Origin of the sequence: Rhizobium album (assembly GCF_003122325.1) — a bacterium.
In the GTDB taxonomy this organism is placed as follows: domain Bacteria; phylum Pseudomonadota; class Alphaproteobacteria; order Rhizobiales; family Rhizobiaceae; genus Metarhizobium; species Metarhizobium album.
On the sequence record NZ_QFBC01000002.1, the window covers coordinates 31,741 to 49,729 of the forward strand.

At 60.9% G+C, this 17,989-nt stretch carries 16 protein-coding genes and 1 pseudogene; 6 read left to right on the forward strand and 11 right to left on the reverse strand.

Translation table 11 applies throughout. The features are described 5' to 3' along the window. Positions 1–132 precede the first annotated feature (132 nt). Positions 133–2,373, reverse strand: coding sequence for a TonB-dependent hemoglobin/transferrin/lactoferrin family receptor (locus DEM27_RS04300; RefSeq protein WP_109456979.1), 2,241 nt, complete (start codon positions 2,371–2,373; stop codon positions 133–135). A gap of 277 nt (positions 2,374–2,650) precedes the next feature. On the opposite strand from DEM27_RS04300, the gene DEM27_RS04305 reads away from it, so the two are divergent. Together DEM27_RS04305 and DEM27_RS04310 are read left to right on the forward strand one after the other, a co-directional pair. Next, positions 2,651–3,457, forward strand: coding sequence for an extensin-like domain-containing protein (locus tag DEM27_RS04305; RefSeq protein ID WP_109456980.1), 807 nt, complete (start codon positions 2,651–2,653; stop codon positions 3,455–3,457). 52 nt (positions 3,458–3,509) lie between these two features. After that, entirely contained in the window at positions 3,510–4,169 is a 660-nt protein-coding gene (locus DEM27_RS04310) for a TetR/AcrR family transcriptional regulator (protein WP_109456981.1), read from the forward strand. On the opposite strand, the gene DEM27_RS04315 is transcribed toward DEM27_RS04310, so the two are convergent. Together DEM27_RS04315 and DEM27_RS04320 are read right to left on the reverse strand one after the other, a co-directional pair. Further along, on the reverse strand, positions 4,160–4,489 hold the full coding sequence (locus DEM27_RS04315; protein WP_128755431.1) for a hypothetical protein: 330 nt from the start codon (positions 4,487–4,489) through the stop codon (positions 4,160–4,162). The two genes, DEM27_RS04310 and DEM27_RS04315, sit on opposite strands and share 10 nt — an antisense overlap. 142 nt (positions 4,490–4,631) lie before the next feature. After that, entirely contained in the window at positions 4,632–6,311 is a 1,680-nt protein-coding gene (locus tag DEM27_RS04320) for a formate--tetrahydrofolate ligase (RefSeq protein ID WP_109456983.1), read from the reverse strand. Between the two features lie 286 nt (positions 6,312–6,597). On the opposite strand from DEM27_RS04320, the pseudogene DEM27_RS04325 reads away from it, so the two are divergent. From DEM27_RS04325 to DEM27_RS04335, 3 genes and pseudogenes are all read left to right on the forward strand, one after another. Continuing rightward, a pseudogene (locus tag DEM27_RS04325) lies at positions 6,598–7,109 on the forward strand (TIGR00645 family protein). A 201-nt stretch (positions 7,110–7,310) separates the two neighbouring features. Beyond that, complete coding sequence (locus DEM27_RS04330; protein WP_109456984.1) at positions 7,311–8,033, forward strand: helix-turn-helix transcriptional regulator; 723 nt, start codon at positions 7,311–7,313, stop codon at positions 8,031–8,033. Between the two features lie 22 nt (positions 8,034–8,055). After that, entirely contained in the window at positions 8,056–8,508 is a 453-nt protein-coding gene (locus tag DEM27_RS04335; RefSeq protein ID WP_109456985.1) for a PAS domain-containing protein, read from the forward strand. 30 nt (positions 8,509–8,538) lie between these two features. Here DEM27_RS04335 and DEM27_RS04340 read toward each other — a convergent pair whose 3' ends face one another. From DEM27_RS04340 to DEM27_RS04375, 8 genes are all read right to left on the reverse strand, one after another. Beyond that, entirely contained in the window at positions 8,539–9,660 is a 1,122-nt protein-coding gene (locus DEM27_RS04340) for a DUF2333 family protein (RefSeq protein ID WP_109457674.1), read from the reverse strand. Then, entirely contained in the window at positions 9,653–10,951 is a 1,299-nt protein-coding gene (locus DEM27_RS04345) for a DUF6638 family protein (RefSeq protein WP_109456986.1), read from the reverse strand. The genes DEM27_RS04340 and DEM27_RS04345 overlap by 8 nt, the downstream gene beginning before the upstream one ends. Before the next feature lie 25 nt (positions 10,952–10,976). Continuing rightward, on the reverse strand, positions 10,977–11,642 hold the full coding sequence (locus DEM27_RS04350; protein WP_128755432.1) for a hypothetical protein: 666 nt from the start codon (positions 11,640–11,642) through the stop codon (positions 10,977–10,979). Further along, positions 11,602–11,859, reverse strand: coding sequence for a hypothetical protein (locus DEM27_RS04355; protein WP_205908864.1), 258 nt, complete (start codon positions 11,857–11,859; stop codon positions 11,602–11,604). The genes DEM27_RS04350 and DEM27_RS04355 overlap by 41 nt, the downstream gene beginning before the upstream one ends. 58 nt (positions 11,860–11,917) lie before the next feature. Next, positions 11,918–13,837 (reverse strand): AAA family ATPase, encoded by a 1,920-nt coding sequence (locus tag DEM27_RS04360; protein WP_109456989.1) that lies wholly within the window; start codon positions 13,835–13,837, stop codon positions 11,918–11,920. A gap of 3 nt (positions 13,838–13,840) precedes the next feature. Continuing rightward, positions 13,841–14,989, reverse strand: coding sequence for a hypothetical protein (locus DEM27_RS04365; RefSeq protein WP_165823347.1), 1,149 nt, complete (start codon positions 14,987–14,989; stop codon positions 13,841–13,843). A gap of 143 nt (positions 14,990–15,132) precedes the next feature. Continuing rightward, on the reverse strand, positions 15,133–16,221 hold the full coding sequence (locus tag DEM27_RS04370; RefSeq protein ID WP_109456990.1) for a hypothetical protein: 1,089 nt from the start codon (positions 16,219–16,221) through the stop codon (positions 15,133–15,135). Positions 16,222–16,439: 218 nt separating this feature from the next. Beyond that, positions 16,440–16,823 carry a c-type cytochrome gene (locus tag DEM27_RS04375; RefSeq protein ID WP_109456991.1) on the reverse strand — a complete coding sequence of 128 codons (384 nt, stop codon included), beginning with the start codon at positions 16,821–16,823 and terminating at the stop codon, positions 16,440–16,442. Positions 16,824–17,035: 212 nt separating this feature from the next. On the opposite strand from DEM27_RS04375, the gene DEM27_RS04380 reads away from it, so the two are divergent. Further along, complete coding sequence (locus DEM27_RS04380; protein WP_109456992.1) at positions 17,036–17,986, forward strand: choline ABC transporter substrate-binding protein; 951 nt, start codon at positions 17,036–17,038, stop codon at positions 17,984–17,986. Positions 17,987–17,989: the final 3 nt, after the last annotated feature.

Sequence of the window (17,989 nt, forward strand, 5' to 3'; positions counted from 1 at the left end):
AGGTCTTGTTCATGGCAAAATTGTTAACCCGAGTTCGCGGCCTGCGCAAGTGGTCTTCTGCATGGGAAAGGGCGGTGCCAGAAACACCGCCCCTCCGTCCACCGCCCCCGCCGTGATTGGCGTCTGCAACGCTTAGAAACGCTGCGTGATGGAAAGCTTGAAATAACGACCCGGCTCGGAATAATACTCCGCCGGCTGCGCGCGGCCCGTGCGGGCGTTGGCATAGTCGTAATAGGTCTTGTCGAACAGGTTGTAGATACCTGCGTTGATCTTCATGCCCTTGATCTGTTCCGGCGCATACCAGGCCGTCAGATCGACGATGCCGTAAGCGGGCGTCTTGAAGTAGGTCGAGGTGGACTCGCCGCGACCGGCGGCGGAGCCGATCCAGTCGAGCGCGACGCCCCACTGCTCGGTGTCGTAGGCGACGCCGATCACGCCCTTGAGCGGGGCGACCGACTGCAGGAAGTCGCCGCTGTCGAGATCCTTGCCGTTGGCATAGGCCAGTGCCGTGCGAACGCTGACACCATTGTCGAAACGCTTGTGGGCACCCAGCTCTAGACCGAAGATGCGGGCGCGATCGAGATTGACGGCCCGGGTCACGCCGAAAGGATAGACTGAAGGGTCGATCCCCGCGGCAATCGCTTCGCCGTTACTCAGCACGCGCGCATCGATGAAGTTCTTGTAACGGTTGTAGAACAGGTTGATGCGACCGCCGAAATCGTCATCGCCGATGTTGGCGCCGATTTCGAAACCGTTGCTGGTTTCGGATTCGAGGTCGGGATTGCCGACACGCAGATAGGTGCCCGGGCCGCCGAAGGAGGCATAAAGCTCACCGGCCGTCGGCGCGCGGAAGCCCATGGCCCACTGGCCGTAGATTTCCAGGCCTTCATGCGGCTCGTAGGCGAGACGCAGCTTCGGCGAGATTGCCGTATCGCTGAACGAGCCCGGCAGCGACGGATTGGTGGCGTTGCGGTCGTAGGCATCCGTCATCTTCGGTTTATGCTCGATCCAGTCGAACCGAACGCCGGGCGTCAGGAAGAAATGGCTGTCGCCGAGAGCGATTTCGTCGTCGAGGAAGAAACCGATGCGGTTGCTCTCGACCTTCGGCGTGTCCGCCTGGTTGGTATGCAGGTTGGCGCAGGCAGCATATGCGCCGGTATAGGGCGAGCGGCAGTTGTCGGTGCCCGACGAATACTGCTCGCTGGTGATGTGGGCCAGGTCCCAGCCGAAGGTCACGCGGTGGTTGAAGTTGCCGGTGGTGAAATTCTTCTCGGCCGAACCGATGAGGCCGAAGCTGTCTTCCTCATAATCGTTCTCGCGGGTGATCGGGCCGACCACGGAGGTGGAGCGATAACCGTTATAGCCGTTGATGCGCCGCTGCTGCATCCAGTACAGCGCGGCATCGGCGGAATCGATGAAGCCGCCATCGCCTTCCGCACGGTAGCGATAATCGAGCGAAACACGGTCACGATCGGTGTCATCGATCGTCCTGTAGTCGCCCGGCCGGTAATTGCCGGTCAGCGACTGCGACGTGCGTGCGTCGATGTCGCGCTGGCGGCGGAAGCTCTCGCCCGTCACGCCGATCGTGTGGCCGCCGGCCAGTTCCTGGCGCAGCTTGAACAGCAGGTTGTGCTGGTCGTAATCGGCGGGATTGGCCTTCGTGCGGGTCGGGCCATAGGTGTCGACCGAGCCCTGGCTGTCGCGCTCGTCACCCCACTTATAGCCGCCCTGGAACAGCACCGACGTGCCGTTGATACGCTTGGCGACGGCCGCCGACGGGCTGTAGCTGTTGTCGGAACCATCATAAGCGAACTTGACGACCGCGCCCCAATCCTTGCCTTCGCTGATCAGGTCTTCCGGTTCCAGCGTGCGGATGGCGAAGATACCGCCGAGCGCGCCCTGGCCGCCACGGCTCGAATCGGCGCCGCGAACGATATCGACGGCGGAAAGAGAGGAGAAATCGAAGCTGTCGACACCGCCTGTGGCGCTGCGCGTCGCATCCGAAAGGTAGGTCAGCGGAATGCCGTCCACCGTCGTCAGGACGCGGTTGCCTTCCAGGCCGCGGATGTTGATCGCGCCGGTGCTGCGGTTGAAGCTGACGCCCGGCTCGGCGCTGCGGCCGAGATCTTCGATGCTGTTAATCTGCTTCTGCTCGATTTCGGCAGCAGTCGTTTCCGAAGCGAGAGGCGTATCCGTGGCGCCGGTACCCTGCGCACGGCCGCCCTTGGTAACGACGATCTTCTTCAGCGCCGTGCCGTCAGAATTGGTTGCCGCGTCGGAAGCGGCATCCTGTGCAAAAGCCCCTGGCGCAACCGCCAGAACGGCAATTGCCGTGCACGTCAAAAGAACCGACCGAGCTTGCCGGAACACCATGGACCATTTCCTTTCGATGTAAATCACCGGGCTGGCTGGTCGGGCGGCAAAGCGCTCAATGGGCTGGCTAGGCATATCAATAATTGAAGTACGGCGAATTTTCGCTGCCTTATTTATGTCGCATAAAAAACATGACTTTGGTTGTCAATAAATTAAAGCAGAGTCCGGCACTCACCTTAAAGGTCCCGAGGCAAAGTTGCGAAATTGCAACGAATCCGGGGCATTCGCGTTCCTCCCCAGGGCCTGTTCCACAGGCCGACGAAAACGGAAGGAACGCATGAGAAAAGCCAAGCTGCTTGCCGCCTGCCTGTCCGTGGCGATTCTCGGCGGCCAGACCCTGCCGATGCAGGGTCCCCTGCCCCTTGCCGATCCGCGCAAGGAAAAGAAGGAGGAGGAGACGGCCCAGCCGAAGGAGAGTGTCCGGGGAAAGGACAAGCAGCCTCCGGAGAGCGAGGATGAAAAAGGCAAGCCGGATGCGGAGAGCGTGGCAACGCCTCCGTCCGAAGACCTGGAAGTGGAACCCGAATCGACGGAAGACCATGCGCGTTGCCTCGCCGAACTGGAAGCGCTTGGCGTCACCTTCAAACCGGCCGAGCGCCTCGACGAGGGAAAGGGATGCGGCATCGACAAGCCGTTGCTCGTCACCGCCATCCAGCCGGGCGTGGCGCTGAAACCGGAGGGCAAGCTGCGCTGCCCGACGGCGATGGCGCTGGCACGCTGGGCGAAGGAGACGGTGCTGCCGGCAGCCGGCATCGCTTTTGCCGGGGATACCGTCGTCAGCCTCGACCAGGCTTCCGCCTACGTCTGCCGGCTGCGCAACAACGCCGAAACCGGCAAGATTTCCGAGCATGCCCGCGGCAACGCCGTCGACATCGCCTCTTTCACCTTCAAGAGCGGCAAGACGGTGGAGATCAAGCCGCGGCGCGAGGATTCGACGTTTTCGGGGGCTTTCCAGCGCAGCGTCACCGCCGCCGCCTGCCTCTACTTCACCACCGTGCTCGACCCGGAAAGCGATGCGGCGCACGAAAACCACCTGCATCTCGACGTGCTGCAGCGCAAGGGCGGTTACCGTTACTGCCGGTGATGCAAACCGTTTCCGCCTTGCCGGAGGCTGCAGGCATGCTATTGGCATCACCATGTCCAGGGATGAACAGCAGCCGCCGGCGGAGCGTCCGCGTGGGCCGGGCCGCCGCAAGGCGATGCCGGATGCCGAGCGGCGGGCGATGATCATCGCCACTGCCCTCGAAACCTTCATCGAGCGCGGCTATTCCGGCACGACCACCGATAATGTCGCTGCCCGTTGCCGGATTTCAAAGCAGACGCTGTATGCCTTCTTTCCCAGCAAGACGGCGCTCTTCGTTGCCGCCGTCGCCGCCCACCGGCAGATGATGCTCGACCTGCCGCGGCCGGACGAGGAGCGGCTGCCGATCGCCGAGACCCTGGAACGCATCTTCCTCCTCGATATCAGCGATGAAATCGAACGCAAGCGTTCGACCTTCATCCATATGGTGATGCAGGAGGCCGACCGCTTTCCGGAAATCGGCGAGGTGCTGTATCGCGAAGGCCTGATGCGGTCGCTGACCGATCTTGCCGAATGGCTCGCAACGCAACGCAGCCTCGGCCGCCTGGACATCGACGATCCCCTGAGCGGCGCGCGCATTCTCATGGACATGATTTTCGGCGGGCGCGGCGCGCCGGGACCGAAGGGCCGGGACTGGATGACACCGGAAATCCGCAGCCATCACCTGAGGCGCTGCATCGCCATCTTCGCCCGCGGCACGGCGCCTCAGACGTAAAGCGTACGGTCGCCGAAGGGGGCGCCGTCCTCGAAGTTGCGGGTGCCGATCTTCGACGTCTCCGTCTGTTGCGCCTGCGTTTCCTTCTGCTTGGACTGGCTGCTTTCGGTGGCCTCCAGGGCGGCCAGTTGCGCCTTCAGCGCTGCGATCTCCTTGTTGATGTCGGCCTTCGCGGACTCGTCCTTGGCATCGGCAAGTTCCGTCTGTTTTGCCGAGATCTGTGCCTGCAGTTCGGCCTTCTGCGCCTTGGTGCTGGCCGTGCTGGAAACCGAGTTGCTGGTCGCAGACAAGAGTGTTGTACTGGAAATCGATCCCACCATGATTTTCCCCTTCGATGGATCAGGAAGTGATTTCGGTACTCTGGCGTACAACAATTAAAGAGCGATTAACCAAACCGGTCGGGGCCGGTGTCGGGCCGGCCCCGGTGAGTATTTTTCCAGGCTCGATCGACAGGCGATGCCGTCAGAACAGCCCCTCGATATAACCCTGCTCGTTCAGGAAGATCTTTTCCGACGACGGCACCTTCGGCAGGCCCGGCATCGTCATGATCTCCCCGGTGATGACCACGACGAAACCGGCGCCGGCAGACAGTCTGACCTCACGGATCGTCACCACATGGCCTTCGGGCGCGCCGCGCAGGTTCGGGTCGGTGGAGAAGGAATATTGCGTCTTGGCCATGCAGATCGGCAGATGGCCATAACCCTGCTCTTCCCAGACGCGCAACTGGTCGCGCACCGCCTTGTCGGCCGTCACCTCTCCCGCCCTGTAGATGCTGTGAGCGATGGTCTCGATCTTGCTGAACAGCGACATGCCGTCCGGATAGAGCGGCGAAAATTGCGCCTGGCCGGATTCGGCCAGTTCGACCACCTTGTGCGCCAGGGTCTCGATGCCGGCCGAACCTTCGGCCCAGTGGCGGCACAGCACCGCCTCCACCCCGTGCGAGGCGGCAAAAGACTGCACGGCGGCAATCTCCGCATCGGTATCCGAAATGAAATGGTTGATCGCCACGATCACCGGCACGCCGAAGGTTTTGACGTTCTCGATATGCCGCGCCAGATTGGCGAACCCCTTCTGCACGGCGTCGAGGTTTTCGCGGCCGAGATCGTCCTTCTTCACCCCGCCGTTCATCTTCAGCGCCCGCACGGTGGCGACGATCACCGCCGCATCCGGCTTCAGTCCCGCCTTGCGGCATTTGATGTCGAAGAATTTTTCCGCCCCGAGGTCGGCACCGAAACCGGCTTCGGTGACGACGTAATCGGCAAGCTTCAGCGCCGTCGTCGTCGCGATCACCGAATTGCAGCCATGGGCGATGTTGGCGAAGGGACCGCCATGGACGAAGGCCGGATTGTTTTCCAGCGTCTGCACCAGATTGGGCTGCATCGCATCCTTGAGCAGCACCGCCATCGGCCGGTGCGCCTTCAAATCGCGGGCAAACACCGGCGACTTGTCGCGGCGATACCCGACGATGATATTGCCCAGCCGTTCCTCCAGATCGGCGAGGTCGGAGGAAAGACACAGGATCGCCATGACCTCCGACGCCACGGTGATGTCGAAGCCGGTTTCGCGCGGATAACCGTTGGCGACGCCGCCGAGGGAACAGACGATTTCGCGCAATGCCCGGTCGTTCATGTCCATCACCCGGCGCCAGGCGATGCGGCGCACGTCGATATTCTGCTCGTTGCCCCAGTAGATATGGTTGTCGATCAGCGCGGCGAGAAGATTGTGCGCCGAGGTGATGGCGTGGAAATCGCCGGTGAAATGCAGGTTGATGTCCTCCATCGGCACGACCTGCGCATAACCGCCGCCGGCCGCCCCGCCCTTGACGCCGAAGCACGGACCGAGCGAGGCCTCGCGGATGCAGACGATCGCCTTCTTGCCGATGCGATTGAGGCCGTCGCCCAGCCCGACGGTCGTCGTCGTCTTGCCCTCGCCGGCCGGCGTCGGGTTGATGGCAGTCACCAGTATCAGCTTGCCGTCCGGCTTACCCCTTTGCGCGGCGATGAACTCGGCGCTGATCTTCGCCTTGTCATGGCCGTAGGGCAACAGGTGCTCCGGCCCGATGCCGAGGCCTGCACCGACCTCCAGAATAGGTTTCTTGCTGGCCGCTCGCGCGATTTCGATGTCCGACTTTACTTCAGCCATGAGTGTCTCTCTCCCTCTTCCCCGCTTCTCCGGCAGGACAGTCAATTTAGATCGTGGACAACAGGCTGAGGCCGCGCCGGATCAAGGCACGGAATTTCCTGATTACGACATTTACTTATCTATTTGCACGATTTTCCTTCGGAAACGAAGACAGAGGGGTGGATTTTGCACAGCAAAATCAAGGTGCAGTGCGACACGAGCGATGCTAAGAAAATGCCGAGAGCGGCTTGCGGCGACAGGGATGTCCGCCTATTTGAACCGCGCCCGCAACCGCATGGAGATATCGATGAAATCGCTGGAGCTGCTCGTCGAACGGATCATTCTTTCGAGCCGCTGGATTCTCGTGGTCTTTTACCTCGGTCTGGTTGCGGCGCTGGCGGTCTATGCGCTGTCCTTCGGCTACAAGTTCCGAAGGTCGCCAGGAACGTCTTCGTCTACGACGAAGCGGACATGATCCTCGCCATGCTCGGCCTCATCGATGCGGCCCTCGTCGCCAGCCTGATCGTCATGGTGATGATTTCCGGCTACGAAAACTTCGTCAGCCGCTTCGATGAAGGCGAACAGGAGGTCTCCTTCCTCGGCAAGCTCGATGCCGGCAGCCTGAAGATCAAGGTCGCCTCGTCGATCGTCGCCATCTCCTCCATCCATCTGCTGCAGATCTTCCTCAACGCCGCCCAATACGACAATGCCAAGCTGATGTGGTTCACGCTGATCCATCTCGCCTTCGTCGTTTCGGCGGTCATGCTCGGCTTCCTCGAACGGCTGATGAGCAAGAACAAGACTGTCGCCAAGGACTGAGCACTCGCTTTTGGGCGAGACCTGCACCAGCCAGAACGTGCTCCAATTGTGTTTGCCTCCACTTGGACCGCACAAACCATCCCCTTCCCCATCAATCGGGCGACTAACCCCATCGCCATAAAAAAAACCTAGCTTTGCCCGGCGATTCGTTTATCTGTTAGCGGTAACATTGCGAATTCATCCACAATCCGAAATTTTTGAATGATTTCCGTTGAACGACAGTTGCTGCTGAGCGCCGAACTTTCATCGGCCGAATCCCGCGTTGCTTTCATGAATGCCATGAGCCGCGTTCGCATGGCATTCGGTTTCTCCCACGCAACGGTCATGAAGATGCCGGTGCCAGCCGATATCCTGATCGCGCCGCTCATCCTCGAGACGACGCTGCCGCAGCAATTCTTACAGGAATACGACCGGCATCATCTCCTGCGGGAATGCACTGCGGTCGCCAGGCTGAAAACCTCGCTGATGCCGCAGTCGTGGTCGGTCACCGAGGCGCTCGAACGGACGAACCGCCAGCCCTCCGCCGCCATGCTCTCCCTTTCCAGCCGCTACGATCTGTCGATGGGCATATTGTTTTCCGTCATCGGCCTCGATGGCCAGCGGCTTGTCACACGCTATGACGGAACCCGCCTCCGTCCGAGCCAGTCCGAAATCAACGAACTCGGCATGTTGTCGATACAGGCGGTCGAAAGCTACAACGAACTCCGCCGTCGCGAGAATGCCAAGGGCCAGATCCTGTCGGAACGGGAACTCGAGGTCGTGCGATGGACGGCCCAGGGCAAGACCTCGGTGGAAATCGGACAGATCCTTTCGCTTTCCGATCACACGGTCAACGCCTACCTCAACAACGCCATCAAAAAACTGGATTGTGTCAACAGAACGCAGCTGGTCGCAAAAGCCATAAGGCTGAAGCTCATAACATAACCTGCCGTCTTGGGAGAGGCGCTTGCCATCGCATCTAGATCCTTTTGCCGCAGCCCTCCACGAGGAAGAGCGGAAGCGACTGGGGCTTTCCGAAACGGAAATCGTCGAGCTCGCCACGGCTTTTCGCCGCTTCGGCTTCTGGCGTCTCGATCTCGGTTCGGGCCTGTTTTTCGCTTCGCGGGAAATCTTCGAGATCTTCGGCATGCCCTTCACCGAAGGGCCGATGAACCTCATAGAGGTCACCTCGAAGATCCATCCGGAAGACCTCGCCATCCTGATGGAAACCTTCGAACGCTCCAGCTCGCAGCGCCTGGGTTATCACAACACCTACCGGGTCAGGCAGGAGACGGGCTACAAGCTCGTCCGCTCCGTGGCGAAATACCGGGACAAGCCCGAAAGCGACGCCGGCGAAATCGTCGGCATCACCTACGAATGTCTCGACAGCTGGCAACCCGTTACCTTTTCCGACGATTGACCGCCGGAAAAGATTATCGGTGCGGGTCGGTCAGCGATCGAGAACCGAGCGGACCTCGACGAGGCTCGAGCGTGCCCGCAGGATGTAGAAGCCCATGGTCGCCAGATGGGTCGGCATGATCCATCCATCCTCCCTGCCGTTGGAGATGATCGCCGGGCGGATGCGCAGGGCGGATCGGAACTGCAGCAGCGTATCGTTCCACAGCGGCACGAGATTGCGCTCGGTGATGACCTGGCTGAAATCCGCCTGCGCGGCGGACAGGATGGCGTAGTAGCCATAAAGCTGGCCGTAGGCGAACCAGAAACGGTCGTCGGCGCGCGTATCGAACCATCCGGCGTTGAAATTCTCGGAACGGTCGCGCAGGATCGCGGCGGTGTTGCCGAGATCGCCGGAGATGCGGTCGACGAAATCCAGCAGGTTGTCGGCACGGCTGTCAAAGGTCGCGGTGCAATTGGTCAGTTCGCGGTTGAAGGCCCGGAAACTTTCCACGGCAGCCCGGTAATAACTCGGGGTCGGTGTTTTCGGTCCGAATGGATCAAGCCCGAAATACCAGGAATATTCATCGAACTGGATGTTGCCGCGCGCATTCTGCAGCGTGTTGTTGATGCCCGACGTGCCGCGCATGCGGCCGAGCGAATCGACCAGTTCCACTGCGGTGCGCCTGACGGCCTGGTTGACACCGCGCTGGAAGGACGCCTTGTTGTCGAGGAAGGGCGTATGGTCCCAGTCGACGCCGAAAAAGCCCAGCCGGTACAGAAGCATCGACGAGATCCAGGCATTCTGGTTGACGTTGACGTCGGTCAGGTCGGCGACCACGTCGACGACGGCCGAGGACTGGCATTTCTTCGCCGTTTCGCCGGCTGCCGCCGGCAACTCGGCGCCGGCGGGCACCTTGCGGGCGGAGAGGTTGTAGGTGTCGATGAAGCTCGGATTAAAATTCGTCCAGACCTGCGTCTGCCAGATGAAATAGGCGTAAAAACCGACAAGCAGCAGGAGGAAGATGGCGATCGGCCCGCGCACCAGCCAGGTCCGGCGCATGTACCAGCCATGGGCAGCAAGGAACGGCCAGAACAGCCAGGCGACGAAGAGACCGATCCCCCTGCCGATGGCATTGAAAATCCGCACGAAAAACGTGACGATCGGATCAAGCATGGTCATCCTCTCCTATTCCGTAGAGCCGTTTGCGGAATGTCTTCTTGTCCCTGAGATACGTATTGGTCAGCGTCGATACAACGTGATTGCGGAAGGCTTCGCTGTAATTTTCATACGCGACATAAAAACCCTGCTTGTCGAAGACGAATCGCGAGACGAAATCCGCCGGAATCATCTGCGATATCAGCCGGTTGGTCAGCCACTGGTCGGGGTGGTCGGCTAACGCCCTGACGAGCAGGAAACGCCGCTCGGCCGGAATGCCGGTCATGCGGATCTCGCCGGTGGCGGAAACGGTGCGGATCATTTCCATCAGGAAAGGATAGGTTCCGTCGCGGGCAACGAGATCGGCGTTGCGGTGCAGCCAGGTCTGGATCCAGATGGCGTCCGCCTTGTCGAGGTCGGCATTCGGATCGGCCTGCCGGATCAGGTTGCGCAGGATCATGTCCGCGCGATGGGCAAACAGGCCCGATCCCTCCACCCAACTGGCCCGCGGCAGCTCGATACGGTTGGTCCGGGTCAGGAATTCGAAGATGCGTTCCGGCTCGGCAGAGGAGATGTAGCTGACCTGCCACGGCCGCGAGCGGCGGAAGCCGGGCGCGGACGGATCGCAGATCACCGTCGTCGTCTTGCCGTCGAGGAAGATGTAGACGCCGCCGAAATGGTTCGCCCAGAACGCCTCGTGGCGGAAAACGAGCTGGTCGGGCACCAGGGCATTCTGCCTGATGTCACCGGTCAGTTGCACCAGTTCGACCATGCGGTTGAGCATGTCGTCGTCACGCCAGGCATCGGCCTCGGATTTCAACCGGTCGATCAGCTGGCGCAATTCCGCCGCCTTGCCGAGCACGTCTTCCGCAGAGAGCACCCGGAACGTCACGTCGTTGATCGACAGCAGGTCCTCGATGCTTTCGACGATCGAGACCGAATCCTCGATCTCGCCATACAGCGCATCCTTGATCGTCACCGCATTGATCGCCCGGCGGTTGGCGTCGAAGAATTCATGCATCAGGCCGGCGGTGTTGGAAAAACTCGTATGCACCACCGGCAGGTTTTCCTGGTCGGGGGTCAGAACGACGAAGCGGCGGTTGACCCTGTTGGGGTCGAGATAATCCTGGTCGCCGATCTCTTCGGCGATCTCGGGCGAAAAGCCGGTCATGTCGATGCTGAACCGCGACAGCGCCGTCGGCTTCAGGCCGAAACCGGCAAGTGCCTTGTTGTAGCGCGCGATGAGGTGCGGCTCGGCGATATCGAGCAAGCGTCCGTAGATCAATTCGGCTTCGAGGAGACGGTTCATGACAATTCCATCATTACGCAGCCGCTCACCCTGCTGCAACAGCGGCGAGCCGCTGCAATTCATCGAGGTTACGCGGCACTTCGGGCTCCACGATATCATGATGTATCTGTGCGACGATGCCCTTGATAACGTCGGTCCTGTTGCGCTTGGCCGTCGCCGTGATCACTTCGATCTCCTTGAAAAGACGGGGCGTGACTTTCAGCGACAATCTGCGGCGCGGCACATCGCTGCCAACGGACAATTCCTCACTGTCGATGAAACCGGCAAGCGCGGCAATGGATTTCGGGTCTTCTGCCGAACGATGGATGTAGTAGGCCAGCAGTTTCTTTCGAAACTCCGTGGTCGCCATCGGATCGATCCGGAACGCGGCCAGATCGAGAATTTCGATGAATGGTGCCGGCAGGTTGACCTCTATCGGCTTCATCGCCGTTTCGCGGGCAGCCTTCACCGCCGGAGTCGATTGCGCCGGCAAAGCAACCACGGTGCCACATTGATCGCAGACCCCTGCAAGCACATTGCTGACCATGCCGGACCCATCGCTGAAAGGAACATCGCAATAGCGGAACGTCGTATCGGTCAACGTCTTGCACACATGACAGATAGCCCTGCTTTTTTCGCCAGACCTGTAAAGCTTCATATTCGTCTTCGCCCTACCGGTGAACGCTGATGAAGATGGTGTCGGGATCGACAAAGTAAAACTTGATATACCAGCCATCCCGCTTGAGGACATGAACTTCGATCTGCTTAACCGCATGATGCGGCGAGGCAACATAGTGGCTGCCGTTGCAACGGCTGACGACTTGCACAACCTCCTGCGCGGTAACGGCACCCGTCTGCAGCAGCTTCTTGACGTCGATACCCCGCCTCGCCTCGTGCTGGAAGGTCCCGGCCGCCAAAGCGGCCAGCAATCGCCTTCTTGCCTCTCCAAATCCTATTGCCATAATTTATACGACGATCTTCGTATAATCAAGTGCTCTGCCACCGCCCGTCCGCCTTCATCGCCTCGATCTCGCGGATGGCCTTTTCGCGCTGGCGTTCGCGGCGGATGATGTCGGAGACGGCCGCATCGTCGGATTTGTCGGTGTAGCGGAATTCGGAATCGGCGTACCGGTTGATCTCCTGCAGCACCATGTCGAGGGTGATCGGGCCGCGCAGCGCCTCGATCATCTGTTTCTTCTCGTCGTAGCCCTTGTGCATGAAGGCTTCCGGCGTCACGAACCATTCGTCCGGCAGGTCCACATCCATCGCCCGCATCTTGATGGCGTCGGTGATGTTCTTGATGGCGCGGCCGGTGAAGCGCGGCTCGCGTTCCTTGATCATGTAGAGATAGGTGCCGACATCTTCGAGCGTCGAAAGCTTGCCGCGCTCCTTCTCGAACCGCTCCCAGACGGCGACCAGCCCCTCCTCCTTCGGCCGGCCGTGCTGCTCGTAGGAGGTCGAAACCGCCCGCTTGATCTCCTGGCCGGCAAACAGCTGGTGCTCGCCGAGCGGGATCGCATGGTTCTTGCCGACCAGCATGGCAAAGATGTCGATGTAGTCGTCGCGCGTCTGCGGCCCGTCGACCAGCCAGCGGGCGCCGGCGCGCTGGCGCAGCGCATCGTCGACGTTTTCCGGATAGTTGGAGAACATGCCGAAGGTGCAGTTGCCGCGCACCACCGTCGAGGCGCCGGCGAAACTTTCCATCAGCACCGCCGTCACCTCGTGCTGGCCGGCCGAGGCCCGGTCGTCGGAACGTTTCGCCGCCACCTGGTCGACGTCGTCGACGGTGCCGAAGCCGATCGCCCGCGGATTGATGACGTTGTTGACGAATTCCTTGCAGTTCTGGCCGGACTTGCCCTGGTAGGAGGAAATCTGGTCGACGCCGAAATTTTCGTAATGGAAGGCGTAACCGGCGATCCTGCAATAGTCGTCGAGCAGGCCGGCCAGCATCTGGATGAGGATGGTCTTGCCCGTCCCTGGCATGCCGTCGCCGATGAAAGTGAAGAGGAAGCCGCCGAGCTCGACGAAGGGATTCATCTGCCGGTCGAAATCATAGGCCATCAGCATCTTGGCGAGCTTCATCGCCTGGTATTTGGCGATGTGGTTGCCGATGATCTCGTTCGGCTTCTTGAAGGTCATCACCAACGGCTTGCGCTTGACGCCGGGCGCCACGTCGAAACCGTCGAGATTGAAATCGTCCTGATCCAACCGGATATGTACGCTCTCGAAGGCAGCCAGGCCGGCAAACCGCGACTTGCGGCCGATCAGACCCTCGATCGCCTCGCGGGCGAAAGCGCGAGCCCGCGCCGTCAGCGCCAGGTCGTCGGCAGCACCTGATATCGCCCGGTCGAGGCCGGCGATCATGCTCTTCAGGGCGTCCTGCGGCGTGTCGAACAGGTAGTCGGGTTCCTTCGTCTCGTCCGCCGGCTCGCTTTCGCTGGCAAGCGTCGAACTGAGATAGGCGGCCAGCGTAAAGGCCGCGACATAGGCCGAGGCCGACAGCAGGCTCTTGAACTGCTCCGCATCAGGCCCGGTGAGCGGCGCGGCAAGGTTGCGGGCCTGCAGCTGCTCCAGGCTCGTCTGCCGCGCAAAAACATCGCCGACGGCGAGCGCCACCTGCACGCCGCGGCGGGCGCGGTAGAGCAATGTATGGCCGGCCGGAGACAGAAGCGGGTCCCCCGGCGGCACCGATTGCACGGTCTTCAACAATTCCACCTCGCGGGTACGGCGCATGCCACCGGTCGAAACGGTGGAGACGAAACGACGGCCGGTTCCGGCCAAGGCCGTACCGCTGGGTTCGCCGCCCTGCTCGATCAGCGCAAAACGGGTGACGAGCCCCTGCGCGACCGCCAGATGCCTGGCGATGTCTTCCTCGCGCAATGTCGTCAGTCCGGCATTCAAGCTCATGTCCTAGACCTCGCTGATCACCTGGTTGCTGGAGATCACATGCACCTTGTAATCCCCGAAAATGCCGGCTGCCTCGCCGGCGGCGTAGAGCGCCTGATAGGCATCGTGTGGCACCAGCGCGTGTTTTTCGTAGCCGCTGACGCCCATGCGCGCCGCTTCCAGATTGTTGGTATCGATGAAGAATTCCTGGGTGGGCGGCGTCGAGGAGAAGAACCCCTTGGTTCCCGGCCGCTCGGCCTTGGAAAACACGTCCTGCTGCGTCCAGGTCAGCATCCAGGCATTTTCCGGCTTGCGCACCTTGGAGAGGATGCCGTTGATCCGCTCGTTGTTCTCGGTAATGCCGGCAGAATAGAAGGGACCGAGCACGAAGCGCCGCAACTGCTTGGGATGCAGCGTCGGGAAATCCCGGTCGAGATTGGTGGCGATCGTCGCCGGCGTCAGCGCATAACCGCTGCTCTTGCCGACGAAATCGTCGAACTGCGCGGCAAGCTGCGGATTGAGCAGGCCGCCGACCGGCAGGGGTATTTCCACGGCCGGATCAAGCTTGCCGTCAGCGGAGACGAGCATGTTGACGAGGTTTTCGGACGAATCCTCCACCAGCGCGATATAGACGATCGGCAGCGTCTGCGACCCGTCGAAAATACCCCAATTGACGGCGTAATAGGGTCGGCGGTTCTTGGGATTGACGCCGACATAAACCGTTTCCGGTAGGATGGTCGGCGAGAAGATCTCACCCTTAGAGACCTGCTCCAGGTAAAGGCGCTCCGCCATGCGGCTCTGCAGCGCCTCCGGAAAGGCGCGGTGCCGCAGGATGAAATCCGCCATCTCCGAGCGCAGCACATCCGCCTCGGGGATCTGCGTCAGGCGTTTTTCGGCGGTGTTGCGATCGTTTTCGAGTTCCAGCACGTTCTGGAACACCGGAAAGCCGCTTTCGGCACGGGAGATGCGGAACTGCTCGGTAAAGCCGATGCGATTTTCCCAGCAACGCAACGATGCCGTCAGCCGAGCAAGATAGGGCAGCAGCAGCGACGGCGGAAAGTCGCCGCTCTGCGCCATGCGTGCCGGATCGGTCAGGTAGATTTCCAATCCGGCCAGGGCCGCCGTGATGGTCGAGAAATACTGGGCGACAGGCCCGCCGGCCGGGTTGATCATCGCCCGGCCTCCGGAATGACGCCATGGCCCGGCAGGCACATGGCAAAGACTGCGCGCAAAAAGGAACCGGCACCTTGTCCCGTAAACGGAAAAAGGTCCGGGGCGGTATTCGTCCCTGCAATCATGCACATCGATCCGAGCCGTTACGATTTCACGTAGTTGGCGGAGTTGTGCTTGTCCATGACCGCCTGGAAACGGCGGGCGAAGGCATCGTCGGCCAGCTTCTTGCGGCGCTGGATGTCCTGCGTCGCCACCATGTTCTTCTCATGCATTTCTAGCAGGTCGCCGATATGGCGCTGTGCCGCCGAGCCGATGCCGGCCATGGTTTCTTCCGCAGCGGTATCCACCTGGCTGCCGAGCGTGTTGATCTTGTGGGCGACGTCCTGCTGGGCGGCCGTCTTCAACGAATCCTCCAGCGCCTTGTAGAGCACGATGCGCTGTTCGGTATCGATGGTCAGCTTGTTGATCAGCGTGTTCTGCGCGGCGATCTGGTTGTTGAGCGAATCGACGAAGGTCTGGAACATCGAGGTGTAGCGTTCCAGCGTCTGGCTTTCGGCCAGGAGTTCCTGCTCCTTCGCCTGCATCTGGTTGTATTCGGTGGCGAGCGCCGAGCGTTCGCCTTCCAGCTGGGCGCGCGCGCTCTGCTCCGTCGAGGCGGCGATGCGGTTCTCAAGATCCATCAGCAGCGGATTGAGTTCGTTGATGCGCTTCTGCACCGCCTCCAGATTGGCGACGGTCGACTTGCGGCGCTCGATCACCTGCACCAGGCTGGTTTCCGAGCTTTTGTAACGCTGGTCGAGGATGATGCGCTGCTCCTTGAGGATGCCGACGATCGTATCCGACTTGGACAGCAGTTCCTGCAGGTTGCCGGCAAGCGACATGTTGCGGACGCGATCGGTGCGCATGCGCTGCATCTTCTGCTTGGAGAAGATGCCGATGAATTTTTCGTAGCCGGTATAACTCTTCATGCTCTCGAATTCGGAACCGAACACGTTGGTCGCATCCTCCAGGCCGATGATCAGGTCGGCGATATTGCCTTCCATCACCTTCTGCTGGTTGATGACGTCCTGGATCCGGGCATTCTCGATGTCGAAATTGGCATCGCCGATCTTGGTTTCGGCCTTGGCGAACTGATCCAGCAGAACGCCGGACCGCTCCATCTTCCCGCGCATATCGTTGACAATGCTGCGGGTCTTTTCGATCTCGCTGTCAAAAGACTGAAGCGTGGCCATTCGGTCGTCTCCCTTATTGATCTCGCACGTTCATGGCAGCCGCGGCCAGGGTGCTCGCCGAGCTTACAACAATTTCGGCAACCGGAAACCGTCGTCTCCCCACCAAGACTGCCATCTCGTCTGCAGAATGTGGCATCCTCGTCTCAACGTGCAAGGGAGAACAAAAATTCAAAAAATTTAAATCACCGAATCGCCTGCCCGGGCGGGGTTGTCCGACGCTATTGCGCAGCCGCCGGATCCTTGAGATAGGCGATCAGGTTGGCGATGTCCTGCGGTTTTTTCAGGCCTGCAAACGACATGATCGTTCCCGGCACCAGCGCCCGCGGGCTCGGCAGGTATTCCGTCAGCAGCGCCTCGTCCCACACCTTGCCGGCGCCGAAGGCCTTCATCGCTTCGCTATAACGATACTTGTCGAACGTCGCCACGGGACGGCCGACGACACCGAGCAGCGACGGTCCGACCCGATTCGTCGGTTCGGTGGCCGTATGGCATGCGGCGCATTTCTTGAAGACGGTTGCCCCGGCCTTGGCATCGCCGTCCGCAAGCGCCGGCAGGGCGGACGCGGCGACGAGCATCGCCGCGATCAGACAGTGCATTTTCATGGGTTTCTCCCTTCACGCCTTTCGCCATGCCGTCATGGCAAAACCATTCGCACTCCACACACCGCATCATTGCGCCTGTTTGCGAAATAAACATTGCGCAAAACGTCGCAAAGCGATCCCCCAATCCGCCGCAAATGCACGCGGGACGCTTGAAATTGTAAGATATTGGTGATTGGCTTGGGAACCAAAAAAACAACACTGGGAGTTAAGCAATGAAAAGAATCAATAGCTTTGCCTTCGCCGCCGCCGTTTCCGTCTTTGCCCTGAGCGCCGGCCAGTCGCTCGCCGCCGATCCGGAAAGCTGCTCGACCGTGCGTTTTTCCGATGTCGGCTGGACGGACATCACCGCGACGACGGCAACGGCCTCCGTCATCCTCAAGGGCCTCGGCTACACGCCTGACGTCAAGGTCCTGTCGGTGCCGGTCACCTACACCTCGCTGAAGAACAAGGACATCGACGTCTTCCTCGGCAACTGGATGCCGACCATGGAAGCCGACATCGCGCCTTTCCGCGACGACAAGTCGGTCGAAACCGTGCGCGAAAACCTCGAAGGCGCAAAATACACGCTGGCGACGAATGCCAAGGGCGCCGAACTCGGCATCAAGGATTTCAAGGATATCGCCGCCCACAAGGATGATCTCGAAGGCAAGATCTACGGCATCGAGCCCGGCAACGACGGCAACCGCCTGATCATCGACATGGTCGACAAGGATACCTTCGGCCTCAAGGGCTTCGAGGTGGTGGAATCCTCCGAGCAGGGCATGCTGGCGCAGGTCGCCCGCTCCGACAAGGACGGCAAGGCCGTGGTCTTCCTCGGCTGGGAACCGCATCCGATGAACGCCAACTTCAAGCTGACCTACCTCTCCGGCGGCGACGACGTCTTCGGCGCCAATTACGGCGGCGCGACGGTCTTCACCAATGTCCGCGCCGGCTACACCACGGAATGCCCGAACGTCGGCACGCTGCTCAAGAACCTCAAGTTCTCGCTGGCGATGGAAAACGAGATCATGGGCAAGATCCTCAACGACGGCGCCGAGCCGGAAGCGGCCGCCACCGAATGGTTGAAAGCCAACGGTGCCGCCATCGAGCCCTGGCTTGCCGGCGTGACCACCCGCGACGGCGGCGACGGCCTTGCCGCCGTCAAGGGCGCGCTCGGCCTCTGAGCC

Bases quoted from the DNA above. Each gene is read 5' to 3' on its own strand.
- DEM27_RS04300 (WP_109456979.1), bottom strand. From the start codon at position 2,373: ATGGTGTTCCGGCAAGCTCGGTCGGTTCTTTTGACGTGCACGGCAATT.
- DEM27_RS04305 (WP_109456980.1), top strand. From the start codon at position 2,651: ATGAGAAAAGCCAAGCTGCTTGCCGCCTGCCTGTCCGTGGCGATTCTC.
- DEM27_RS04310 (WP_109456981.1), top strand. From the start codon at position 3,510: ATGTCCAGGGATGAACAGCAGCCGCCGGCGGAGCGTCCGCGTGGGCCG.
- DEM27_RS04315 (WP_128755431.1), bottom strand. From the start codon at position 4,489: ATGGTGGGATCGATTTCCAGTACAACACTCTTGTCTGCGACCAGCAAC.
- DEM27_RS04320 (WP_109456983.1), bottom strand. From the start codon at position 6,311: ATGGCTGAAGTAAAGTCGGACATCGAAATCGCGCGAGCGGCCAGCAAG.
- DEM27_RS04330 (WP_109456984.1), top strand. From the start codon at position 7,311: ATGATTTCCGTTGAACGACAGTTGCTGCTGAGCGCCGAACTTTCATCG.
- DEM27_RS04340 (WP_109457674.1), bottom strand. From the start codon at position 9,660: ATGCTTGATCCGATCGTCACGTTTTTCGTGCGGATTTTCAATGCCATC.
- DEM27_RS04345 (WP_109456986.1), bottom strand. From the start codon at position 10,951: ATGAACCGTCTCCTCGAAGCCGAATTGATCTACGGACGCTTGCTCGAT.
- DEM27_RS04360 (WP_109456989.1), bottom strand. From the start codon at position 13,837: ATGAGCTTGAATGCCGGACTGACGACATTGCGCGAGGAAGACATCGCC.
- DEM27_RS04365 (WP_165823347.1), bottom strand. From the start codon at position 14,989: ATGATCAACCCGGCCGGCGGGCCTGTCGCCCAGTATTTCTCGACCATC.
- DEM27_RS04370 (WP_109456990.1), bottom strand. From the start codon at position 16,221: ATGGCCACGCTTCAGTCTTTTGACAGCGAGATCGAAAAGACCCGCAGC.
- DEM27_RS04375 (WP_109456991.1), bottom strand. From the start codon at position 16,823: ATGAAAATGCACTGTCTGATCGCGGCGATGCTCGTCGCCGCGTCCGCC.
- DEM27_RS04380 (WP_109456992.1), top strand. From the start codon at position 17,036: ATGAAAAGAATCAATAGCTTTGCCTTCGCCGCCGCCGTTTCCGTCTTT.